12 protein-coding genes and 2 pseudogenes are annotated in these 21,429 nt (G+C 72.7%); 7 read left to right on the forward strand and 7 right to left on the reverse strand.

Annotated elements, in window-relative coordinates; genetic code table 11:
* Window positions 1-490: 490 nt before the first annotated feature.
* Together ACSNN9_RS00345 and ACSNN9_RS00350 are read left to right on the forward strand one after the other, a co-directional pair.
* Complete coding sequence (locus ACSNN9_RS00345; protein WP_436670607.1) at window positions 491-2,092, forward strand: class I adenylate-forming enzyme family protein; 1,602 nt, start codon at window positions 491-493, stop codon at window positions 2,090-2,092.
* 98 nt (window positions 2,093-2,190) lie between these two features.
* The gene (locus ACSNN9_RS00350) at window positions 2,191-4,344 is read left to right on the forward strand and encodes an MMPL family transporter (RefSeq protein WP_436670608.1); all 2,154 of its coding nucleotides are present in this window, start codon (window positions 2,191-2,193) and stop codon (window positions 4,342-4,344) included.
* 95 nt (window positions 4,345-4,439) lie between these two features.
* Here the strand turns inward: ACSNN9_RS00350 and ACSNN9_RS00355 are convergent, their stop codons facing one another.
* Together ACSNN9_RS00355 and ACSNN9_RS00360 are read right to left on the reverse strand one after the other, a co-directional pair.
* On the reverse strand, window positions 4,440-6,836 hold the full coding sequence (locus tag ACSNN9_RS00355) for an acyl-CoA dehydrogenase family protein (RefSeq protein ID WP_436670609.1): 2,397 nt from the start codon (window positions 6,834-6,836) through the stop codon (window positions 4,440-4,442).
* A 23-nt stretch (window positions 6,837-6,859) separates the two neighbouring features.
* Entirely contained in the window at window positions 6,860-8,503 is a 1,644-nt protein-coding gene (locus ACSNN9_RS00360) for a fatty acyl-AMP ligase (protein WP_436670610.1), read from the reverse strand.
* A gap of 209 nt (window positions 8,504-8,712) precedes the next feature.
* Here ACSNN9_RS00360 and ACSNN9_RS00365 point away from each other — a divergent pair.
* A pseudogene (locus ACSNN9_RS00365) lies at window positions 8,713-14,289 on the forward strand (SDR family NAD(P)-dependent oxidoreductase); the annotation flags it as partial.
* Window positions 14,290-14,362: 73 nt separating this feature from the next.
* Here ACSNN9_RS00365 and ACSNN9_RS00370 read toward each other — a convergent pair.
* Genes ACSNN9_RS00370 through ACSNN9_RS00380 form a run of 3 tightly spaced genes read right to left on the reverse strand, consistent with a single transcriptional unit; the run spans window position 14,363 to window position 17,131 of the window.
* A complete protein-coding gene (locus ACSNN9_RS00370) occupies window positions 14,363-14,833 on the reverse strand; it encodes a type II toxin-antitoxin system RatA family toxin (RefSeq protein ID WP_436670611.1) in 471 nt (156 codons plus the stop codon).
* A gap of 31 nt (window positions 14,834-14,864) precedes the next feature.
* Complete coding sequence (locus ACSNN9_RS00375) at window positions 14,865-15,890, reverse strand: SDR family oxidoreductase (protein ID WP_357868829.1); 1,026 nt, start codon at window positions 15,888-15,890, stop codon at window positions 14,865-14,867.
* On the reverse strand, window positions 15,887-17,131 hold the full coding sequence (locus ACSNN9_RS00380) for an aspartate aminotransferase family protein (protein WP_436670612.1): 1,245 nt from the start codon (window positions 17,129-17,131) through the stop codon (window positions 15,887-15,889). The genes ACSNN9_RS00375 and ACSNN9_RS00380 overlap by 4 nt, the downstream gene beginning before the upstream one ends.
* 121 nt (window positions 17,132-17,252) lie before the next feature.
* Between ACSNN9_RS00380 and ACSNN9_RS00385 the strand changes: the two genes are divergently transcribed.
* The 3 genes and pseudogenes from ACSNN9_RS00385 to ACSNN9_RS00395 all read left to right on the forward strand — a co-directional run.
* A complete protein-coding gene (locus tag ACSNN9_RS00385; RefSeq protein WP_436670613.1) occupies window positions 17,253-18,086 on the forward strand; it encodes an enoyl-CoA hydratase-related protein in 834 nt (277 codons plus the stop codon).
* Window positions 18,087-18,102: 16 nt separating this feature from the next.
* Window positions 18,103-18,582 carry an SRPBCC family protein gene (locus ACSNN9_RS00390; RefSeq protein ID WP_436670614.1) on the forward strand — a complete coding sequence of 160 codons (480 nt, stop codon included), beginning with the start codon at window positions 18,103-18,105 and terminating at the stop codon, window positions 18,580-18,582.
* 68 nt (window positions 18,583-18,650) lie between these two features.
* Window positions 18,651-18,797 (forward strand): annotated as a pseudogene (locus ACSNN9_RS00395) (NAD-dependent malic enzyme); the annotation flags it as partial.
* A gap of 57 nt (window positions 18,798-18,854) precedes the next feature.
* Here the strand turns inward: ACSNN9_RS00395 and ACSNN9_RS00400 are convergent.
* Together ACSNN9_RS00400 and ACSNN9_RS00405 are read right to left on the reverse strand one after the other, a co-directional pair.
* Window positions 18,855-19,397 (reverse strand): hypothetical protein, encoded by a 543-nt coding sequence (locus ACSNN9_RS00400; RefSeq protein WP_436670615.1) that lies wholly within the window; start codon window positions 19,395-19,397, stop codon window positions 18,855-18,857.
* A 156-nt stretch (window positions 19,398-19,553) separates the two neighbouring features.
* On the reverse strand, window positions 19,554-20,120 hold the full coding sequence (locus tag ACSNN9_RS00405) for a sugar O-acetyltransferase (protein ID WP_436670616.1): 567 nt from the start codon (window positions 20,118-20,120) through the stop codon (window positions 19,554-19,556).
* Between the two features lie 529 nt (window positions 20,121-20,649).
* Between ACSNN9_RS00405 and ACSNN9_RS00410 the strand changes: the two genes are divergently transcribed.
* The gene (locus ACSNN9_RS00410; RefSeq protein WP_436670657.1) at window positions 20,650-21,408 is read left to right on the forward strand and encodes a class I SAM-dependent methyltransferase; all 759 of its coding nucleotides are present in this window, start codon (window positions 20,650-20,652) and stop codon (window positions 21,406-21,408) included.
* Window positions 21,409-21,429: the final 21 nt, after the last annotated feature.

The following is a 21,429-nucleotide window of genomic DNA, read 5'->3' on the forward strand; positions in this document are numbered from 1 at the left end:
CCCCGCCGGCCGCCGCACCGCACGACCCCCGCGACCGCGAACACCACCAGCCCACCCGATGGTGGCGACCACGACCCACCACCGGGTCGGCCCTGGCGGACCGGGCCACCCACCGGGCGTACCGGATCGGGCGGAAGCCGGCGCCGGGTCGTCACCATCGTGCCAGGGGGGCGCATTATGGCCGGTCGCCGATCCGTCCACACTGGTCGGACGGTCCGGAGTTCGGAGGCGTTCGTGGTCGGATCTCCGTCCACCCAGATCTGGTCCGCGCCGGACAACGTCGATATCGTTACCGGCCAATCGGACGGCCGATGACCGTTCGTCGTCGGCCGACCTCCCCAAGCTTCCAGATCAGGAGGACGCGCTCGTGGCCTCACCCGCCGATTCGACAGTCACCGGCGACGACGTCGAGCCGCAGCGGCCCATTCCGCGGTTCCTCACCGAGTTCACGCCCACTCGGTGGCGCCGTCGGCTGAGCCCTTTCTCGCGCGTGCCCAAGCACTCCAAGATGGGCGAGACCTGGCACGTGGCGGCGAAGACCGCCCCGGACGAGCTGGTCATCGTCGATCGCCCGCCGGACATCGACCCCGGCGGAGCCGAAGCCCGCACCTACACCCAGTGGGCGGAGCTCGTCGACCGCGCGGCGGCCTGGCTGCACAAGGCGGGCGTGCGCCCGTGGGACCGGGTGGCGATCCTCAAGCAGAACCACCTGGACATCGTCGTTCTCGGCTGCGCCATCGCCCGGATCGGCGCCATTCCCTGCATGTTCTCCGGCTCCTACGGGCCGGAGGCGATGATCCCGATGCTGAAGCGGCTGGAACGACCGTTCCTGCTGACCGACCAGAAGCACCTCGACAAGTGCGGCATCACCCCCGAGGTGGTGGCCGAGCTCACCGTACGGACGATCAGCGTCGACGCGGTCGCGGACCGGCCGGACGTGCTGCGCCTGGACGACTTCAAGGACGCGCCGCCGGTCCAGCCGAACATGCGCGAGTTCAAGGAGCCGGTGGTCATCACGCACACCTCCGGCACCACCGGCATTCCCAAGCTGGTCATGCACTCCGCCGAGTCCATCTACGCGATGGCGATCGTGGAGACCGAGCGGTGGCCCCGGTTCGGGCTGCGGCGCAGCGACACGGTGGCGTTCTGCGACCCCTACACGCACGAGCGGCTCACCACCATGCAGCTGGCGATGGCGGCGGTCGGCCCGCGGGTGATCTACCTGTCCGACCCGCTCTCGCCACGGGTCCGGGAGCTGCTGGCCGAGCACAAGCCGACACTGGTGGAGGCGCTGCCGAACATCTACCTCGCCTGGGAGCCGCTGGCCCGCGACCCCGCCGGCCTGTTCAGCAACGTGCGGGAGTACGTCAACTCGTTCGACGCCATCCACACCCGCACGATCCGCACCTTCATGGCCGCCACCAAGCGCCGGTTCCCGATCTGGGTCCAGTCGTGGAGCCAGAGCGAGAACGGCGCGCTGTGCATCCGGCCGTTCTTCCGCTTCGTCGTGCGCCGCAGGGGGCACCGGCCGCCGCCGACGCAGCTGATCGGCTGGCCCATCCCGTTCCACGCCAAGATGCGGGCGGTGGACCCGGAGACCGGCAAGGAGGTCCCGCGCGGCCAGGTCGGCCTGATCGAGATCGACCAGCCGGGGCGGTGCCTCGCGTACGTGGGCGAGCAGGACCGGCACGACCTGAAGTGCAACGGCAGGTGGTGGAACACCGGCGACCTCGCGGTCATCAACAGGTGGGGCGCCGTGCGGATCGTGGACCGGGAGATCGACCGGATCCCCGGTGGCAGCGCGATCGAGTTCGAGGACCTCATCCTCGACCGGATCGAGTACACCACCGAGGTCGTCATCCTTCCGGTCGCCGGTGACCTGCCGGTACCCGTGGTGAGCACCGCGGACGACGTACCGCTGGACAAGGCCGACTGGGAGCGGGCGGTCGCCGACCTCAGCCCGATGGCCGCGCCGATCCAGATAAAGTGGGACGAATTCCCACGGACTGGCACCTGGAAGATCCGCCGGGTCGCGCTCCGGGAGAAGCTGCTCTCCGGTGCCCAGCCGATCGGCATCGGGCGTTGGAACTGAGCGTCCTCGTCCCCTGATCACCCCGACGCGGCGCCGGTCCTGACCGTGCCGGCGCCGCGTCGTTCCGCGCCACCGCGGTCGAGCGAAGGGTAACTGCGATGTTGGATCTCCTCGGCCGGCTCGCGCACCGGGCGCGCTGGTGGGTGATCGCCGCCGCCGCGGTGTTCCTGGTCGCCGCGGGCGGCTGGGGAGCCGGCGCCTTCGACGACCTGGCCGTCGGCGGGTTCACCTACGCGGCCAGTGAGAGCTCCCGCGCCGACGAGGTCGAACGCGAGGCGCTCGGACGCAACGACGCGGACGTCGTCGTGCTGTTCGGCAGCGACCGCTGGACGGTGGAGGACCCCGCGTACGCCGACGCCGCCCGCCGCGTGCTGGACGGGCTGCCGGCGGACCGGGTCGAGGGCGTGACCGACTACTGGCGGGCCAGAGTTCCCGCCCTGGTCAGCACCGACCGGCACGAGACGTTCGCGGCGGTGCAGATCGCCGGCGCCACCGAGAACGACCGCCTCACCAACTACCTGGCCATCAAGGACAGCCTGACCAGTCCGGACCTCGACGTCACCGTCGGGGGGCCGCTGGCGCTGATCGACGACGTCAACAGCCAGAGCAAGGCCGACCTCACCCGGGCCGAGGCGCTGGCGCTGCCGATCCTGTTCCTGCTGCTGGTGCTCATCTTCCGCAACCTGCTGGCGGCGCTGCTGCCGGTCGTGGTCGGAGTGCTGGCGATCGTGGGCTCGATGGCCGGCCTGCGGCTGCTGGCGCAGTTCACCGACATCTCGATCTTCGCGGTCAACGTGGTCACGCTGCTCGGTCTCGGGCTGGCCGTGGACTACAGCCTGTTCATGGTCAGCCGGTTCCGGGAGGAACTCAGCGCCGGCCACCCCGTCCCGGAGGCGTTGCGGCGGACCATGGTCACCGCGGGTCGGACCATCGTCGTCTCCGCGGTGACCGTCGCGCTCGCGCTGGCCAGCCTGGCCGTCTTCCCGCAGGTGTTCCTCCGCTCCATCGCCGTCGGAGGCGTCGCCGCGGTGCTGCTGGCGGGGTTCTTCGCGATGACCGTGATGGCGGCGATGCTGTCCCTGTTCGGGCTGCGGCTGCGGGAGCGGCGCCGCAGGCCGGTCGACACCGACCCGGACTCCGGCGCGTGGGCGCGGATCGCGCGGACGGTGATGCGTCGACCCGTACTCATCGGGGGCGCGGTCATCGCCGTGCTGGTGGTTCTCGGACTGCCGTTCCTGCGCATCTCGTACGGCTGGCTGGACACCCGGGTGCTGCCTGCCTCGGCGGAGAGCCGGCAGGTCCAGGACACCATCGAGCGGTCGTTCCCGGACAGCGTCACCCGGCCCATCGAGGCCATCGTCACGCTGGACGGCCCGGTGACCGGTTCTCCCGGCCGGGAGGAGATCGCCGCGTACGTGCAGCGGGTGGCCGCCCTGCCGGGCGTACGGCAGGCGGACCTCAGCGGTCTGGCCGGCGACACCGCGCGGGTCACCGTCCGCTTCGACGCGGAACCGATCTCAGAGCAGGGACGGGACCTCGTCGACGCCGTCCGCGACGTCGCACCGCCGCCGTCCGGCACGGTGCTGGTCGGCGGCGACGCCGCCGGGTTCGCCGACCTGATGGACATGCTCGCGCAGCGGCTGCCGTGGATGGCGCTGCTCGTCGTGGTCACCACGTTCGTGCTGTTGTTCCTGTCCTTCGGCTCGCTGGTGCTCCCGGTCAAGGCGATCCTGATGAACGTGCTGAGCCTGACCGCGGCGTTCGGCGCGGTGGTGTGGGTCTTCCAGGACGGCAACCTCGCCGGGCTGCTGCGCTTCACCTCCACCGGCAACATCGACGTGGTGCAACCCATCCTGATCTTCGCCGTCGCCTTCGGACTGTCGATGGACTACGAGGTGTTCCTGCTCTCGCGCATCCGCGAGCACTACGACCTCAGCGGTGACAACACCGAGGCGGTGGCGGTCGGGTTGCAGCGGTCCGGCCGGATCATCACCAGCGCGGCCCTGCTGCTGGTGGTGGTGATCGGGTCGTTCGCGACCGCCAGCGTGCTGGTCGTGAAGATCATCGGTATCGGGCTCGCCCTCGCCGTCGTCGTCGACGCCACCGTCGTCCGGGCGCTGCTGATGCCGGCCACGATGCGGCTGCTCGGCCGGCTCAACTGGTGGGTGCCCGGGCCGCTGCGACCGCTCTACAGCCGGTGGGGGATCCGCGGCGAGAACGCCCACCTCGACGCGGAGCGCACGACCGTGTAGAGCCACCCCGCCGCGGTGCCCGCGGCGGGGAGGTCGCCGCCCGCGTGAGGCGCGCCCGTGGCCTGGGGGACCGCCCCAGGCCACGGGATGGAAGGTCAGTAGATCAACGCCCGGCCGAGGCCCATGTCGGTGAGGCGGGTGGAGTGCACGATGCTCGTGACCTCGACAGCCTTCTGGAGGCGCTCCTCGGGCGTGGTGTCGACCAGCCGCCGCCCGTCCCACACCTCGTAGTCACCGATGGCGGCCCGGTGCGGGGCGATGCCTTCCTGGAACCAGTTCTCCCAGCGGGTGAGCTGGTCGGACACCGGCAACTGCTCCCACAGCCGCATGCCGTCGCGGATGAGCGCGACGAGGCGTTCCTTGTCGTCGGGGTGCCGCTGCACATGCTCCCGGATGATCGACGTGCCGACGGCCAGGTGGCGCACCTCGTCGATGGCGGCGCCCTTCTCCATGTCCGCCATGCGCGGGTCGAGCGGCCGCCACTTGCGTTCGCTGAGTTCGAACGACGGGGCGAGGAACCCTTCGACCAGGATCGTCAGCAGCACCACGCCGCCGAGGAAGTCCTGTCGATCGCGCACGATCGGCATGCCGTACTCCTCCAACGGATCGAGGATGGCCGCCCGGTCGTGCGCGGTCTCCCGCGCGATGACGGCGGCGACGTCCCGCTCGTCGACGCCGAGGTTCCGCAGGTGGTTCCGGAAGATCATCGCGTGCCGGGTCTCGTCCATCAGCTGCGTGGCGTAGAACTCGGCGGTCGTGGAGTCCGGCGCGCACGCCACGATGTAGCCGATCGCGCGGGCCGCCCGCTCCTCGGCCAGCGCCCGGAACGCGACCTCCTGGATCAGTGCGTCGCGCAGCGGACCCGGCTCGTGCAGGAAGTCCGGGGTCACCAGTTCCGGCGAGTAGCCGACGATGTTTCCGCGCAGCGTGCGCTGCGGGACGTTGGCGAACCAGTACCGCAGGTCGCAGTCGCGTGCGGTCAGCCGGATGCCCTCCGCGCCGTCGAACAGGGCGGACGCCTGGTCCCAGTCGGCGGCGTCGTCCGCCGTCATCCCCGACCGCTCGTCGGTGCGCGGGGCGGCGGGCTGGGGACTGTAGGTGACCGCCGGCTGCGGGCGCGGGGCGGGCACGGTGGCCGGCGCCGCGTCGGCGGCTCGAGCAGGGGCCGGGGTGGGGGCCGGCTCGATCGTGGGACCGGGCGCGGGTGCGCCGGCCGGCGCGACCACGGACGGCGGCGCCGGCGCCGCCGGTGCCTGCGGCGCGACCGGTGGCTGCGGCGCGACCGGTGGCTGTGGGGCAACCGGTGCCTGAGGTGCCGTCGCCGGTGGCTGCGCGGCCGGTGCCGGGGCGCTGTCGTTCATCATGAACGGGCCGGTGCCGTCGAGGAAGTCGACAAGCGGGGCCGCGACGCTGGCGCGCGACGGCGGGTGGAACGCGACGCACTGGCAGGCCGCGACCAGGTAGGCCACCTCGGGGGAGCGGATGAACGACATCCCCCCGAGCATCTCGACCGCCTGGCGGGCGGCGTCGGTGATGGCGTCCTGCGCGCCGTAGCGGGCCATCAGGACACGGGCCAGCGCGTCGTTGTCCGTCTCGCCGGCCTGCATGGCGCGGGCCGCGCCCTCCAGCAGCTGCGTCGCCGTCTCCAGGCGGGTGCCGAGGGCGGCGCGGTCGGTGACCGCGCCCCGCCGCTCGGCCAACGCGCGTGCGACGAGCGCGCTGGCCATGCCCAGGTACGACGCGGTGATGAGCAGCTCGAACCAGATGAACCCGACGGTCTGCAGGTCGTCGAGCATCCCGTCCGGGCCGTTCTCGGTCGGGATGACCAGTTCCTCCTCGATGAACACGTCGGTCAGCCGGACCTCGTCGCTCTCCGCGCCGGCGAGCACGCTGCTGCCCCAGAACGGATGCCGGGTGATGCCGCGCAGCGTGGCCGGCATGAGCAGGAAGGCCGTCTGCTGGCCGCCGCCCGGTGCGGGCACCGCCACGCTGGCCGTCAGCAGGTCCATCGAGTGGCTCAGGCTGCACGGTTTCTTCGACCCGTTGATCCGGTAGCCGCCGTCCACCGGCGTCGCCGTCATCGAGGGGGAGAGGATCCCCTGCGCCGGGCGGCCCTCGGCGAAGCCCGAGGAGACCAGCAGGTTGCGGCTGGTGATCGCCTCCAGCAGCGCCCACTCCATGCCCGAGTTCTTGATGCTCTCGGCGAAGGTGAACAGCGTCGCCACGGAGAAGTGGTGCATCGTGGTCGCGACCGCCAGCGACGGCGCGTGGGCGCCGATCGCGCGGGTGACCCGTACCGCGTCCAACGGGGACGCGCCGAGCCCGCCGTAGTCCTTCGGGATCACCAGGCTCGGGCCGCCGCTGGCCCGGAACACCGGCAGCGTGGCGGCCCCGGCGGCTTCCCGCTGCGCGAACGGGATCTTCGACAACCCGTCGAGCAGCCCCGGCAGGTACGACTCGCAGAGGGCGTGGGCCTGATCGAGGGAGCGCACAGATGTCCTCCGGGGGGCGACGGTCAACGAGGGATGAGTGAGTGGGCCGCCGCGCGGCGCAGCTTGCCCGACGGCGTCTTCGGAAGGGTGCCCGGCGGCAGCACCACGATCTGCGCCGGACGGGCGTCGACGTCGGCGAGGACCCGGCTGGCGATCGCGTCGGACAGCGCCTTCTCGGCGGCCGGGTCCCCGGCCAGGCGTGACTCGACCAGCACCGCGAACGACTCCCGCGCCACCGAGTCGCCGGCCATGAGTCGCACCGCCGCGACGTTGCCGTCCCGGACGCCGTCGACACCGGCGGCCGCGCGTTCGATGTCGGTGGGATAGATGTTGCGCCCGCCCATGATGATGACGTCCTTGCGGCGGCCGCAGACCACGATCTGCCCGTCGACCAGGTAGCCCTCGTCGCCGATGTCCAACCAGCCGTCGTCGTCCAGGGCGGGGACCGGACCGTCCTCGGTGAGGTAGCCGCGGGTCACCGAGTCACCGCGCAGCTGCAACCGGCCGACCTCGCGGTCGCCCAGCTCGGCACCGGAGTCGTCGACGACCCGCACGGCGACGCTCGGGTGGGCGGCGCCGAGCATCGGCAGCCGGCGTACGCCGGTCGGGTGGTCCTCGCCCGCCGGTACCGCCCGCCGGTTCTTCTCCAGCTCCAGGGCGTCGACGGTGTCGAGGAGCATCGGATCCGACAGCGCCGACAGCGAGATGACCAGGGCGCTCTCCGCCGCGCCGTAGCAGCAGTTCACCGCCTCGGGCCGCAGGCCGAACCGTGCGCCGGCCGCGACGAACGCTTCCACCGTCGACGGGTCGATCGGCTCCGCGCCGTTGCACAGGGCCTTCAACCGGGACAGGTCGAGCGAACCGGCGTCGGCGCGGGCGAGCTGCCGGGTCAGGATCGCGTACGCGAAGTTCGGCGCGGCCGTGATCGTGCCGCCGTAGCGGCTCATCAGTTCCGCCCACACCATCGGTCGGGCGAGGAACTCCGCGGGCGTGACCATGACCAGGTCGATGCCGGTGAACATGGGCAGCAGCAGGCAGCCGACCATGCCCATGTCGTGGAAGAGCGGCAGCCAGCTGACCAGCACGTCGTCGTCGCCGCACTCGAGGTGGGCCGCGGTGTCGACGAGGTTGGCGTGGATGTTGCGGTGGGTGATCCGCACCGCCTTCGGCTCGGCGGTCGAGCCGCTGGTCAACTGCAGCAGCGCGGCGTCGTCCTCGTCGGCGGGCACGACGGTGAACTCCCGGTCGCTGTCCAGGTCGCCGATCATCAGGTGCGGGATGCCCCGCTCGCGCAGCACGCCGGCCATCGCCTCGAACGGGGCGCCCACCAGCACCAGCCGCGCGTCGATCATGCGCAGCACCCGCAGCGTGTCGTCGCGCCAGACGGACAGGTCGGTCCGCGGGGTCGGCTGGTGCAGCATCGTCACGCTGCCGCCGGCCAGCCACGTCCCCTGGGCGACCCGCGCGACCTCTCCCGGGTCACCGGCCAGGACCGCCACGGCCTGGCCGGGGGCCAGCCCGCCCGCGACCAGTGCCGCCGCCGTACGCCGGGCCGCCTCGTGCAACTGCCCCCAGCTGCGCCGCAACGGGTTCGCGGGGGCGCCGGTGACCATGCCGCCCGGCGACCGCCCGGCGGTGCCGACCACGGCGTCGACGAAACGGCTCACCTCAGTCTCGCCAGAATCATGCGGGCCAGCCTAGACAGGCCGATCGACAAAGACCATAGATCCTTTGTGGAGTCCGTACGGGCGATTGTGCCCGCGACCATGGCCGATAAAGGATGACCGCTGCCCGGTAGTCGACCGCGGCACTGACGATGATGATCCGGAAGGCGGCCGCCTGAATGGGTGACTCCAGGACGCAGTGGTGGTTGGATGTCGTACGCACCCAGGCGGCCGAGGCGCTCGGCCGGCCGCGGAGTGACGTCACACCGGACGGCGCCTTCGCCGACCTGGGCTTCGACTCACTGACCGCGCTCGAACTGGCCGACCGGCTGTCCGAGGCGAGCGGTCTCCAACTGTCCGGCACCCTCGCCTTCGACCATCCCAACCCGCAGGCCCTGGCCGAGTACCTGGCCGCACAGGTCGACGGCCCGGACGCGGACCCGGACCCGGGGCGCCACAGCGCGGCCGGCGAGCCGGGCGGCGCACGGTCGGGTGAGCCTGAGCCGATCGCCATCGTGGCGATGGCCTGCCGCTTTCCCGGCGGAGCGGCCACCCCCGAGGACTTCTGGACCCTCCTGGCCGACGGCCGCGACGGCGTCGGTCCGTTCCCGACCGACCGGGGCTGGGACCCGCAGGTCTTCCATCCCGACCCCGACCGCCCCGGCTCCACCTACGCCCGGCACGGGGGATTCCTCTACGACGCCGGTGACTTCGACGCCGGGTTCTTCGGCCTGTCGCCCCGCGAGGCGTTGGCCACCGACCCGCAGCAGCGACTGATGCTGGAGATCTCCTGGGAGGCGCTGGAACGCGCCGGCGTCGACCCCCGCACGCTGCGCGGAAGCCGCACCGGCGTGTACACCGGCGTCATCGCCAGCGACTACGCCCCGCGCCTCGGCGCCATCCCGGCGGAGGTCGCCGGCTTCCTGATGCCCGGCAACGCGTCCAGCATCGTCTCCGGTCGCGTGTCGTACGCGCTGGGCCTGGAAGGGCCCTCCCTGTCGGTCGACACCGCCTGCTCGTCGTCGCTGGTCGCGCTGCACCTGGCGGCCCGCTCGCTGCGTAGCGGCGAGTGCGACCTCGCCCTGGCCGGCGGGGTCACCGTGATCGGGACGCCGTTGGTGTTCACCGAGTTCAGCCGCCAGCGCGGCCTCTCCCCGGACGGGCGGTGCCGGTCGTTCGCCGCGTCCGCCGACGGCACCGGGTGGGCCGAGGGCGCCGGCGTGCTGGTCCTCGAACGACTCGCCGACGCACGCCGCCACGGCCGGCGCGTCCTGGCGGTCCTGCGGGGCAGCGCGGTCAACTCCGACGGGGCGTCCAACGGCCTCACCGCCCCCAACGGCCCGTCCCAGCAGCGCCTCATCGCCGACGCGCTCGCCGATGCGGGGCTCGACGCCCGCGACGTGGACGTGGTGGAGGCACACGGCACCGGCACCCGGCTGGGCGACCCGATCGAGGCTCAGGCGCTGGCCGCCGCGTACGGCCCCGGCCGGCAGCGTCCGCTGTGGCTCGGATCGGTCAAGTCGAACATCGGACACACCCAGGCGGCGGCCGGCGTGGCCGGTGTCATCAAGATGGTGTCGGCACTGCGGCACGGGCGGCTGCCCCGCACCCTGCACGTCGACGAACCCACCCCGTACGTGGACTGGTCCGCCGGCCCGCTGCGGCTGCTCACCGACGAGCAGCCCTGGCCGGCCGGCGACCGGCCGCGCCGCGCGGCGGTGTCGTCGTTCGGGATCAGCGGCACGAACGCGCACGTCATCGTCGAGGAGGCGCCGCAGGACGAGCCCGCCGCCGCGACCGACGACGCGGCCGTGCCGGCGCCGCTGGTGCTCTCCGCGCGGACCGTCCCCGCGCTACGCGAACACGCCCGCCGCCTCGACGCCTTCCTCGACGCCCACCCCGACCTGCCGACCCGCGCGGCGGCGGTCGCGGCAGCCCGGCGTACGGCGTTCGAACAGCGCGCCGTCGTCCTCGACCGCGCCGCCCTCGCGGCGCTCGCCGCCGGGCAGGACACCCCGGCCGTGGTCACCGGCACGGCCGGCGAGGGCAGGCTGGCCCTGGTCTTCCCCGGACAGGGATCGCAGCGACCCGGGATGGGGCGGGAACTCGCCACGGCCGAACCGCGCTTCGCCGCCGCCCTGGACGAGGTCTGCGCCGCACTGGACCGGCACCTGGACCGCCCCATCCGCGCGGTCGTCGACGGCGACCCGGACCTGCTGGACCAGACCGAGTACACCCAGCCGGCGCTGTTCGCCGTGGAGGTGGCGCTGTTCCGGCTGCTGCGGCACTGGGGCGTCCGGCCGGACTTCGTCCTCGGCCACTCGATCGGGGAGATCACCGCCGCCCACGTGGCCGGAGCGCTGTCGCTGGACGACGCCGCCCGCCTCGTCGTCGTCCGTGGACGGCTGATGCAGGCGCTGCCCGCCGGCGGCGCGATGGCCGCGATCCAGGCCACCGCGCAGGAGGTCGAGCCGCTGATCGCCGACCCCGCGGCGCGGGTCGGGCTCGCCGCCGTCAACGGCCCGACGTCGGTCGTCATCGCCGGCCCGCGCGACGCGGTGCAGACCGTCGCCGACGCGTTCGCCGCCCGAGGCCGCAGGACCACCCGGCTACGCGTCAGCCACGCGTTCCACTCCCCGTTGATGGAGCCGATGCTCGCGGACCTCGCCAAGCTGGAGGCGGACCTCACCCACCGGGCGCCGGAGATCCCGCTGGTCTCCAACGAGACGGGCCTGCCGGTGGACATGATCACGCCGGGGCACTGGAGCCGGCACGCGCGGCAACCGGTGCGGTTCGCGCAGAGCGTACGCCGGCTTCGCGAGCAGGGGGTGAGCCGGTTCCTGGAGGTCGGGCCCGGCGGCGTGCTGTCGGCCATGGTCCTCGACTGCGTCGGCGACCTGGACGCCGACACGGGTGACCCGACGATCGCCGTGCCGCTGCTGCGCGACGGGCGCGACGAACGGGACTCCGCCTGGGACGCCGTGGCCCGCCTGTTCGTCCGCGGCGTGGACGTCGACTGGCCCGCGCTGGTCGGCGGGGACGTCGCGCCCGCGGAACTGCCCACCTATCCGTTCCAGCACCGGCGGTACTGGTTGACCCCAGCGGCCCGGCCGCTGCCCGGGGAGCCGGTCGAGACGCCGGGCGCCGCGGTGCTGACCGGCGAACTGTCGGTCGCCGCCCAACCGTGGCTCGCCCAGCACCGGGTGGGCGGGGCGGTCGTCGTGCCGGGGGCGTTGCTGGCGGAGCTGGCGGCGCGCGCGGGTGCGCACGCCGGCTGCCCCGAGGTGGTGGAGCTCCTGCTGCAGGCGCCGCTGGTGCTCCCCGAGGCCGGCGCCGTGCAGACCCGGGTGGTCGTCGCCGGGACCGACGGCGACCCGACCCGCCCGCTGACGATCCACGCGCGCCCACCCGGCGGAGCGTGGACGCCGCACGCGACGGGAACCGTCGCCCCGGTGCGGACCAGCGACGCCACCCGGTTGAAGCTGTGGCCGCCGCCGGGCGCGGCGCCGCTGGACACGGAGGGCTTCTACGACCGCCTGCGCGCCGGTGGCTACGACTACGGCCCGGTGTTCCGGGGCGTCGGGCGGGCCTGGCAGCGGGGCGACGAGATCTTCGCCGACGTGACGCTGCCGGCCGACGCCGCCGGCGCAACCGACGAGTTCCTCATGCACCCGGCGCTGCTCGACGCCTCGCTGCACGCCCTCGGCCTGCTCGGCGACGCCGGCGCGGACGACGGGATCGCGCTGCCGTTCTCCTGGGCGGGCCTGCAGGTGCACGCCGCAGGCGCCACGGCGCTGCGGGTCCGGCTGACCCGCGACGGCGACGGTGTCGACGTCGTCCTCGCCGATCCGTCCGGTGCGCCGGTCGCCTCGGTGCGGCACGTCGCGCTACGGCCGATCGCCCCCGACCGGCTCGCCCTCGGGCCGTCCGGGTCGGGCGGCGGGTACGAGCTGCGCTGGGTGCCGGCGGCCGCGGTCCGCTCCGAGCGGCCGGTGGTCTGGCTCGACGAGTCGACGGCCGGCGACCAGGTTCCCGACCTCGTCTTCACCGAACTGCCGCCGGGCGGTGACGACCCGCACCCCACCGTCGCCGCCGCACTCGAGCTGGCACACCGCTGGCTGGCCGACCCGCGGTACGGCGCCGCCCGGTTGGCGGTGGTGACCCGGGGGGCCGTCGGCGACCAGTGCCGGGATCTGGCTCAGGCGGCGGCGTGGGGGCTGCTGCGCTCGGCGCAGTCCGAGCACCCCGACCGCCTCGTGTTGATCGACCTGGACGACGACCCGGCGTCGCGGCAGGCGCTCGCCGCGGCCGGCGCCGCCGGAGAACCGCAGGTCGCCGTCCGCGGCGGCGACCTGCTGGTGCCTCGGCTGCGCCCGTCGGCCACCGACGGCCACGGCCCGGAGACCGGGGCCCCCGCTGATTCCCCGGCCGTCACCGGCGTCGGAGCGCGGCCGTGGGCCCCGCAGGGCACCGTCCTCGTCACCGGCGCGACCGGCGCCATCGGCCGCCTCGTGGCACGGCACCTCGTCGAGCGGCGCGGGGTACGGCACCTGGTGCTCACGTCCCGGCGCGGGGCCGACGCCCCCGGCGCCGACGACCTGCTCGGCGAGCTGTCCGCGCTCGGCGCGGAGTCGGTGCGCGTCGTCTCCTGCGACGTCGCCGACCCGGCGGCCCTGACCGACCTGCTGAGGTCCGTACCCGCCGAGCATCCGCTCACCGCCGTGCTGCACCTGGCCGGTGTGCTCGACGACGGGGTCGTCGAGACGCAGACCCCGCAGCGGGTGGCCGCGGTGCTGCGGGCGAAGGCGGACGGCGCCCGGCAGCTGCACGAGCAGACCCGCGGCTGTGACCTGGCCGCGTTCGTCCTCTTCTCCTCCGCCGCCGGCCTGCTCGGCTCGCCCGGACAGTCCGGGTACGCCGCCGCCAACGCCTACCTCGACGCCCTCGCCGAGCAGCGGCGCGCGCAGGGGCTGCCCGGGCAGTCGCTGGCGTGGGGCCTGTGGGAGCTGCCGGACGGGATGGCCGGGCAGGTCGGCGCCACCGGCCTGCGTCGCATGCGCGGGATCGGGCTGACGCCGTTGTCGCCGGCACGCGGACTGGCCCTGCTGGACCGGGCGCTCGACTCGGACGCGGCGACGCCGGTCCTCGTCGACGTGGACAGCGCCCTGCTCGACGGGCACGACCGGCGGTCGGTGCCGCCGGTGCTGCACGACCTGATGGCCACCGACCGCCTGGCCGGCGCGCACGACGCCGGCCTGGCGTCGCCGGCCACCGCGTCGGTCGACCCGGTACCCGGCGGCACCCGGGCCGCGGGCACGGACCTCGCCGGGACGCTGCCCGGGCTCGCTCCCGCCGAACAGGACCGGGTGCTGCGTGAGCTGGTGCTCGCCGAGGCCGCGATGGTGCTCGGCCACACCTCCGCCGCCGACCTGGACGGCACCCGGAGCCTGCCCGAACTCGGATTCGACTCGCTGACGGCGGTCGAGCTGCGCAACCGGCTCGCCGCCGCGACCGGGCTGACGCTGCCGGCGACCCTGGTGCTGGACTACCCGAACGTGCGGGAACTCGTCGGCTACCTGCGCGGTGAGCTGCTGCCCGAGCAGGCGTCCACCCCGATCGGGGTGCTGGAGGAGCTGACCCGGCTGGAGTCCAGCCTGGCCAACCTGAGGATGGACGCCGTGGCGCGCAAGCGGCTCGCCGACGCCCTGAACCAGCTGCTGTCGCTGGTAGACACCGAGTCGGACAAGGTCGACGCGGCGAAGGACGACTTCTTCGACCTGCTCGACTAGGGGACCGCCCGGCCGCAGCAACGCGGGGCGCCTTCCAGCCGCTGCGGCGACTGGAAGGCGGCCCGCGGGTCGCTCAGCCGACCGGGGCGGCCTCCACCACGGTGACCTCGATGTCGGAGCCGAACAGCCCGAGCAGGATGTTGCGGATCGAGTCGCGCATCGCCGCGCACGCCACCGGGTCGATCAGGCTCGCCAGGGAGGCGATGCCCAGGTCGAATCGGCTCTCGAACTCGACCCGTACCGCCTCGCCGGCCTCGACGACCAGCCACGAGCCGGTGAACGTCGCGAAGTCGCCCTTGGTCTGTGCGAAGTCGATGCGGCGGTTGACCGGGTCGATCTCGTCGCGTTCGGTCCAGACGAGGATGCCCCGGCGGAAGTTCACCTCCCACGTCGACTCCACCTGGGTCGGGCTGACCTGGGTCACCCCGACCGTCCGTACGGTGTCGGTGAACTCCGGATACGCCGCGAAGTCGGCCAGCCGGTCGAACGACTCCTTGGCCTCTGCCCTGGGCAGCAGAGCGTGCACGATGACGGAACACTCCATCGCGGGTGGCCTCCTCAGCTCGGGTTGAGGATCACTGCTGCAACCCCCGGATCAGGTGACGCAGGCTGACCCGCCACGCGTCCTCGGCCTGCGCCGGGGTCATCGCGTCCGGTCCGCCGGGAATCGTGCCGAACGACGTCGGCAGCAGTTCGGGGATGATGACCAGCCCGCAGACGGCCACCACGCCGTCCAGCCGTGCCAGGTCCTCGGGGGGAAGGACGTCCGCGAACGCCGGCCGGACCAGCCGGTCCACGATGGACGGGTCGGCGATGCGGCCGTCGGGCACGTCCATGCCGCACTCGCGGGCGGTCTCCGTCACCAGTTCGAGGTAGCGCTCCACAGGGATGCCGGCGGGTCCGGCGGTCAGCCAGTAGTCGCCCTTGCGCAGGTCGGCGTCGAGCACCGCGCGGATCGCCTGCGCGACCATGTCCTGCGGGACGAGGTCGAAGAACGTGCCGGGATGCGCCGGGACGAAGGGCAGCTCGCCCGTCACCAGGTACTCGGCGAGCTGGTGCACTCCCTGGTGCTGGCGGATGACGCCGGTACGGGAGTCGCCGATGACGATCGCCGGCCGGACGATCACCGCGTCGATGCCGCTGTCGCGGACCAGCTGCTCGCCGAGGTACTTCGACGTGACGTACTCGTCGGTCCGGGCGGCCGCCTTCTCGGTGCCCAGCCTGCCGCCGCCGCCTTCGCAGCCGTACCGGGAGACGTAGGCGGTGCTGACGTGGACCAGGGTCGCGTCCGCCTCGGCGGCGAACTCGACGACCCGGCCGAGGCCCTCGATGTTGAGCCGGTTGACCTCCGCCTGGTCGGCGGAGAAGTTGACGATGGCGGCCGAGTGGACCACCGCGTCGACCTCGGCGCACAGCTCGCGGTAGGCGCGGCGGTCGAGCCCGAGCGAGGGGGCGTGCAGGTCGAGCCTGACCACCCGGTTCGAGCCGCCCGGCAGGCGTCGGTAGGCGGCGGCGAGCACGTCGTACCCGGAGAGTTCGGCCAGCACGGCGGTGCCCACGACGCCGCTGGCCCCGGTGACCAGGACGGTACGTCGCGTCATGCGGGGGAGTCGCTTCCGGTGGCGGGGAAACGCGCGGCCAGGCCGGCGCAGGCCCGCTCGAACGAGGTGACCAGCCGCGTCTCCTCGTCGGGGGTCATCGTGGCGGGCGGGGTCAGCCGCAGCACCGGGTGCGCGTTCATCGAGTGGTTGACGACCACGTCGTTGTCGAGCAGGTCCATCAGGAACTCCGCGGCGTGCATGGCGGAGCGGAACTCCACCCCGATGAGCAGCCCGGCGCCGCGTACGTCGGCCACCAGGTGCCCGATCGGGCGCACCGCCTCGGTGATCGCCGCGAGTAGCCGTGCGCCCAGCTCGGCGGCCCGCTCCACCAGCTTCTCATCCCTGATCACCTCGACCGTCGCGCGGACGGCGGCCATGGCGAGGGGGTTCGCGGAGAACGTGGACGTGTGCAGGTAGGGGTCCTTGTCGAACGGGGCGAACGCCTCCGCGGTCGCCAGGGTCGCCGCGACCGGCACCAGCCCGCCGCTGAGCGCCTTGCCGACCAGCAGGACATCGGGCCGTACGCCTTCGCGGTCCGCTGCCCACCAGGTCCCGAGCCGCCCCAGCCCGGTCATCACCTCGTCCAGGACGAGCATCGCCCCCCGATCGCGGCACAGCGTCTCGACCGCCTTGAGGTAGCCGGGCTCGGGGATGATCACCCCGCCCTCGCTCTGCACCGGTTCGACGACCACGCAGACGTCCCGGTCGACGACGGCGGCCAGCTCGTCTAGGTCGCCGAACCTGACGTGGGTGACCTCGGGCAGCAACGGGCGGAACGGATCCTGGTAGAGCGACCGCGCGGTGAGCGACAGCGCGCCGACCGTCTTGCCGTGGTACCCGCTGTGCATGGAGACCAGCCGGTGCCGCCCGTTCGCCCGGGCGATCTTGATCGCGGTCTCGACCGCCTCCGCGCCGGAGTTGGAGAAGTGCACCTTGGCCAGGCCCTCCGGCGCCACCGATACCAACGCCTCGGCGGCCCGGGCGGCGGGCTCGTTCAGCAGCACCCGGGTGGACAACGCCTGCCGTTCGAGCTGGTCGCGCACCGCCGCGAGCACGACCGGATTGCCGGCGCCGACGAAGAACACGCCGTAGCCGGCGCAGTTCAGCAGTTGACGGCCGTCCGCGGTGTGCACCACGGTGCCCGTGGCGCCGACCTCCAGTGGTGTGTGGAGCATGGCGGCGACGCGCCCCAGCCCCTCGCCGAGATGGCGGCGGTAGATCTCGAAGACACTGGAGGACACGGCGGAAGTCTGCCCGACCGGCACCAGCGGAACAATGGTCTACTCAGGACAGCCGACGGTGACCGAACAGCCGACCCGTCCGGCATTGCTGCCGGCGTTGACCTTGCTCTATGGTGCGGCCGTGGACACGTACCGCGAGATCATTTACTCCGTTTCGGACCGGATCGCCACGGTCTCGCTCAACCGTCCCGAGGAGCGCAACGGCTACACCCTGCGGATGGCCGACGAACTCGCCCACGCGTTCGACCGTGCCGACCGCGACGACGAGGTCCGGGTCGTGGTCCTCACCGGTACGGGCGAGCACTTCTGCGCCGGGCTGGACCCGTCCGTGACGGAGTTCGACACCCCCGACGACCCCGAGGCCGAGTGGGCGGAGCCGGCGGGGCGGTGCTCGATGCGGATCTTCGCGATGAACAAGCCGGTCATCGCCGCGATCCGGGGCGCGGCCGTCGGCGCGGGCGCCACCATCATCCTGCCGGCCGACTACCGCCTCGCCGCCACCGACGCACGATTCGGGTACGTCTTCAGCCGGCGCGGCATCTACGCCGAAGGCGCGTCCACCTGGTTCCTCCCGCGGCTGGTCGGGATGGGGTGCGCGCTCGACTGGATGATCAGCGGGCGGGCGTTCGACGCCGCCGAGGCGCTCTCGGCCGGCCTGGTGCACAGCGTCCACGAGCCGGAGCACCTGCTCGACAAGGCGTACCAGCTCGCGCGGACCATCATCACCACCACCGCGCCGGTGTCCGTGGCGGTCATCCGGCAGATGCTGTACCGCACCAGCGCTCTGGACTCGCCGTACCCGGCGCACCGGCTGGACTCCCGCCTCTCCGCCGAGGCACTGACCAGCGCGGACGCGAGGGAGGGCTTCGACTCCTTCCGGCAGCGACGCGCTCCGGCCTTCCCCGGGCGGGTCAGCAGCGACCTGCCCGACCACCTCCCGTGGAGGAACGAATGACATCTGTGGTTGCGGCATGACGCAGGCAGCCGGGCACGGTCCGGAAATCGCCGAGCAGATCACCGTCGCCGCACCGGCGGAGGCGGTCTACGCGGCCGTCGCCGACGTACGGCGGATGGCCCGATGGAGCCCGGAGTGCGTCGCGGTCTGGGTCACCCGGCGCGACGGCGGGCAGCCGCGACGGTTCGTCGGCTGGAACCGGCGGGGACCGTTGCTGTGGTTCACCACCTGTCGGGTCGTCACCGCCACGCCGGGCAGCGAGTTCGCCTTCGACGTCACCACCTTCGGCCAGCCGGTGGCCCGCTGGGGCTACCGGTTCAGCGAGACCGACGGCGGCACCGAGGTGACCGAGTACTGGCAGGACCGGCGCAACGGAGCGGCCCACGTTCTCGGCCGGATCTTCACCGGCAAGGTGGCGGGCGACCGTCCGACCGCGAACCGGAGCGGCATGCGTGAGACCCTGCGCCGGTTGAAGCGGGAGCTGGAAGCGGCCTGAGCCCCGGTGGCACATCGCGGCGGTCGACGCCCTGTCCTGCCGGTGCGCGTGTTCGGGAAGCGGCCTGCGCGCTGACCACCGCGCCGCGCGTCGTCACCAGGCAGCTCGCGGACGTCAGGGTCATGGTGTCCGGCGTGGGCGCGGCCGGCACCGCGCTCACGAAGCGGCTGCGCCAGGGCGCCGGCGACGTCATCGCGTACGACAGCCCCGGCGCCCGGCGGCCCGAGGTCCACTGGGCCCGGGCGCCTTCGCATGATGTCGGCGATCCCGGGTCATCCGCGCATGCCGCGAGCAGGGTGGGGGAGTGTGGAGTCAGTGTGCCGTCGGCGCCGGTCTGCGCGACTCCGCCACCACACCTCGACGAGGGTCGGTGGCAGCGCGATCGCGGCGCCGGCGAACGCAAGTGCCAGGGTGCGCCGTTGCTGGATTTCTCCACGTAGTTCTTCGTAGGTGGCCCGGTGTTCGATGACGTCGCCGCGGGACCGTACGCATTCGTCGCCGGGCCCGATCAGGACATCGTGGTTGGCCGGGTTGGCCTCGAAGCAGGCGATCCTGGTCGGCTTCAGATCCCAGTTGACGCGGTCCCAGTCGACGTCGATCCACGACTGCGACGTGCACACGTGGCCTGAGCAGGAGGTTCGCACCGGCAACTCCCAGCCGGAACGCAGCATGAGAGCGCCGACGAACAGGCCCAGCAGGACAGAGCCGAGGGAGACGACCGCACGCATGTCAGGTTGGACCGCCGGCAGTCGTGACTGGTTCCACCGGCGGCCCTCCAATTTGATCCGTTGCACGCTCGCCTCGGTGTAGTCCACCGGGACGGGCCCGAGATTGCGTCATCCACGTCGAATCCCGTGTGGGCTTTCAAACGGGCCTGCCTCGCCGAGGACGAGACGCACCCATCTGCCGCCGACCGTGCGCGTTCGGCGCCGCCCTGCACACCGCCGATGCGCACGGGTGCGCCACAGGCTTCAGGAGGTCGCGGTGGGCGTTGGCTTCAGACGCTTTCGCTCGACCACGCTCGTCGCCGTCACCACAGTCAGCGGCGGCACGTCCTGCGCGACGACGGCGCCCGCGCCGACGACAGAGCCGCGACCGATCGTCACTCCGGGGGTGACCGTGGCGGCGGCGCCGATCCACACGTCATCCTCGATGACGATGGGCGCGTGCGTGATGAAGTCGTACCGTTCGTCGAGTTCGACGGGGTGCCCGGCCGTGCTCAGGGTCACCCGGGGACCGATCATGACGCGGTCACCGACGGTGATGCCCCCGTAGTCGAGAAAAAAGCACCCCTGGTTGATGAACACGCCCTCTCCGAACGATGCCCCGAGCCCGTAGTCGCAGTAGAACGGGGGCAGGATGGACACCGAGTCCGGGATCGGTGCGCCGAAGATCTCGGTGAGGAGCGTCCTGCGCGCGTCGAGGTCGTCGAACGGCAGCACGTTGAGGCGCGAGGTCAGGTCCATGACGAGCCGTACGCGCTCCGCGAAGGCTCTCGACTCGGGCGTCCGTGTCCGTAGGCGTTGCTGGTTGCGCACGAGGCCATGCTGGCACGACGGGTCAGGGACCCGGTGACGAGCACCGGCAGGGGACGCGTCGCTCCGCGATCCGCGCGGATCGGTACGTGGCGCAGGAGCGTGAGGGCTTGGCGGTCCTGCTGCAACCTGAGGGCCGTGTCGACGAAGCGATCAAGGAACTCCGTGAAGCGATGGCCGAGGGATTGGTCGGTCTCGGTCCTCGCCTGGCTGAACGTGCTCCTCCAACAAGCAGGGCGGCTGTCGCACTTTGCAGGACGCGCTGATTCGCCAACGAGCCGGACGTTGTCTACCGGTTGACCGCGCTCTCGCCCACCGGCGACGCAGGCTGAGCACCCGCCGCGCCACCTCGAACGAGCGCGAGTCGGGGGCGGCAGCGCCAATTGTCGGACGCGGGTGCCTGCCGACCGCAGCCCCTTCGCGCACCTGCTGCTTTACGACGTCATCGCGAAACTCCGAGTACGGTTCGGGCCGACGAGCGGACGCGACGTGGCCATGCAAAGCGGTTGACGGCACCGACAGGATGCTCGGTGTGCGTACGTTCAGTGACCTGATCGATGAGGCCGCCGCGGTGGACGTGTCCGGCTGGGACTTCGACTGGCTCGAGGGCCGGGCGACGGAAGAGCGGCCGCCGTGGGGGTACTCACGGTTGATCGCATCGCGCCTGCCCCACGTCACCTCGGCCCTGGACATCGACACCGGTGGCGGCGAGATCATCGCCGCGGTGCCGCACCTACCGCCGAGAATGGTCGTCACCGAAGGCTGGCGCCCGAACGCCGAGCGCGCCCGTCGGGCGTTGTCGCCCCGCGGTGTCGAGGTCGTGCCCGTCGAGCAAGGCCGGCCCCTGCCCTTCCCCGATGCCAGCTTCGAGCTGGTGACGAGCCGTCATCCAGTGGCCCCCGACTGGAACGAGATCGCCCGCGTGCTCACCGATGACGGCACGTACCTCGCCCAGCACGTCGGGCCGGCCTCCGCGTTCGAGCTCATCGAGTTCTTCCGCGGCCCGCTGCCGCGCGAGCGGCTCGGCCGTCACCCCGATCATGAGGCCGCGGCAGCGCGGGCGGCCGCGCTCGAGATCGTGGACCTGCGCACCGCTCGTTGCCGGATGGAGTTCTTCGACATCGGCGCGGTCGTCTACACCCTGCGCAAGTGCGTGTGGTGGGTGCCCGACTTCACGGTGGAGCGGTACCGGGACACCCTCGAGCGACTGGACGCCCACATCCGCCACCACGGCGCCTTCGTGGCCCACTCGACGCGGACCCTCGTCGAGGCCGGACGCGCACCCCGCTGAAACGCCGCACCAGCTCGTCGA

The organism is Micromonospora sp. URMC 107, assembly GCF_051386315.1.
Classification (GTDB): domain Bacteria; phylum Actinomycetota; class Actinomycetes; order Mycobacteriales; family Micromonosporaceae; genus Micromonospora.

Excerpts from the sequence above, each read along its gene's own strand:
- ACSNN9_RS00375 (WP_357868829.1), bottom strand. The coding sequence starts at position 15,890 with ATGACGCGACGTACCGTCCTGGTCACCGGGGCCAGCGGCGTCGTGGGC.
- ACSNN9_RS00370 (WP_436670611.1), bottom strand. The coding sequence starts at position 14,833 with ATGGAGTGTTCCGTCATCGTGCACGCTCTGCTGCCCAGGGCAGAGGCC.
- ACSNN9_RS00390 (WP_436670614.1), top strand. The coding sequence starts at position 18,103 with ATGACGCAGGCAGCCGGGCACGGTCCGGAAATCGCCGAGCAGATCACC.
- ACSNN9_RS00350 (WP_436670608.1), top strand. The coding sequence starts at position 2,191 with ATGTTGGATCTCCTCGGCCGGCTCGCGCACCGGGCGCGCTGGTGGGTG.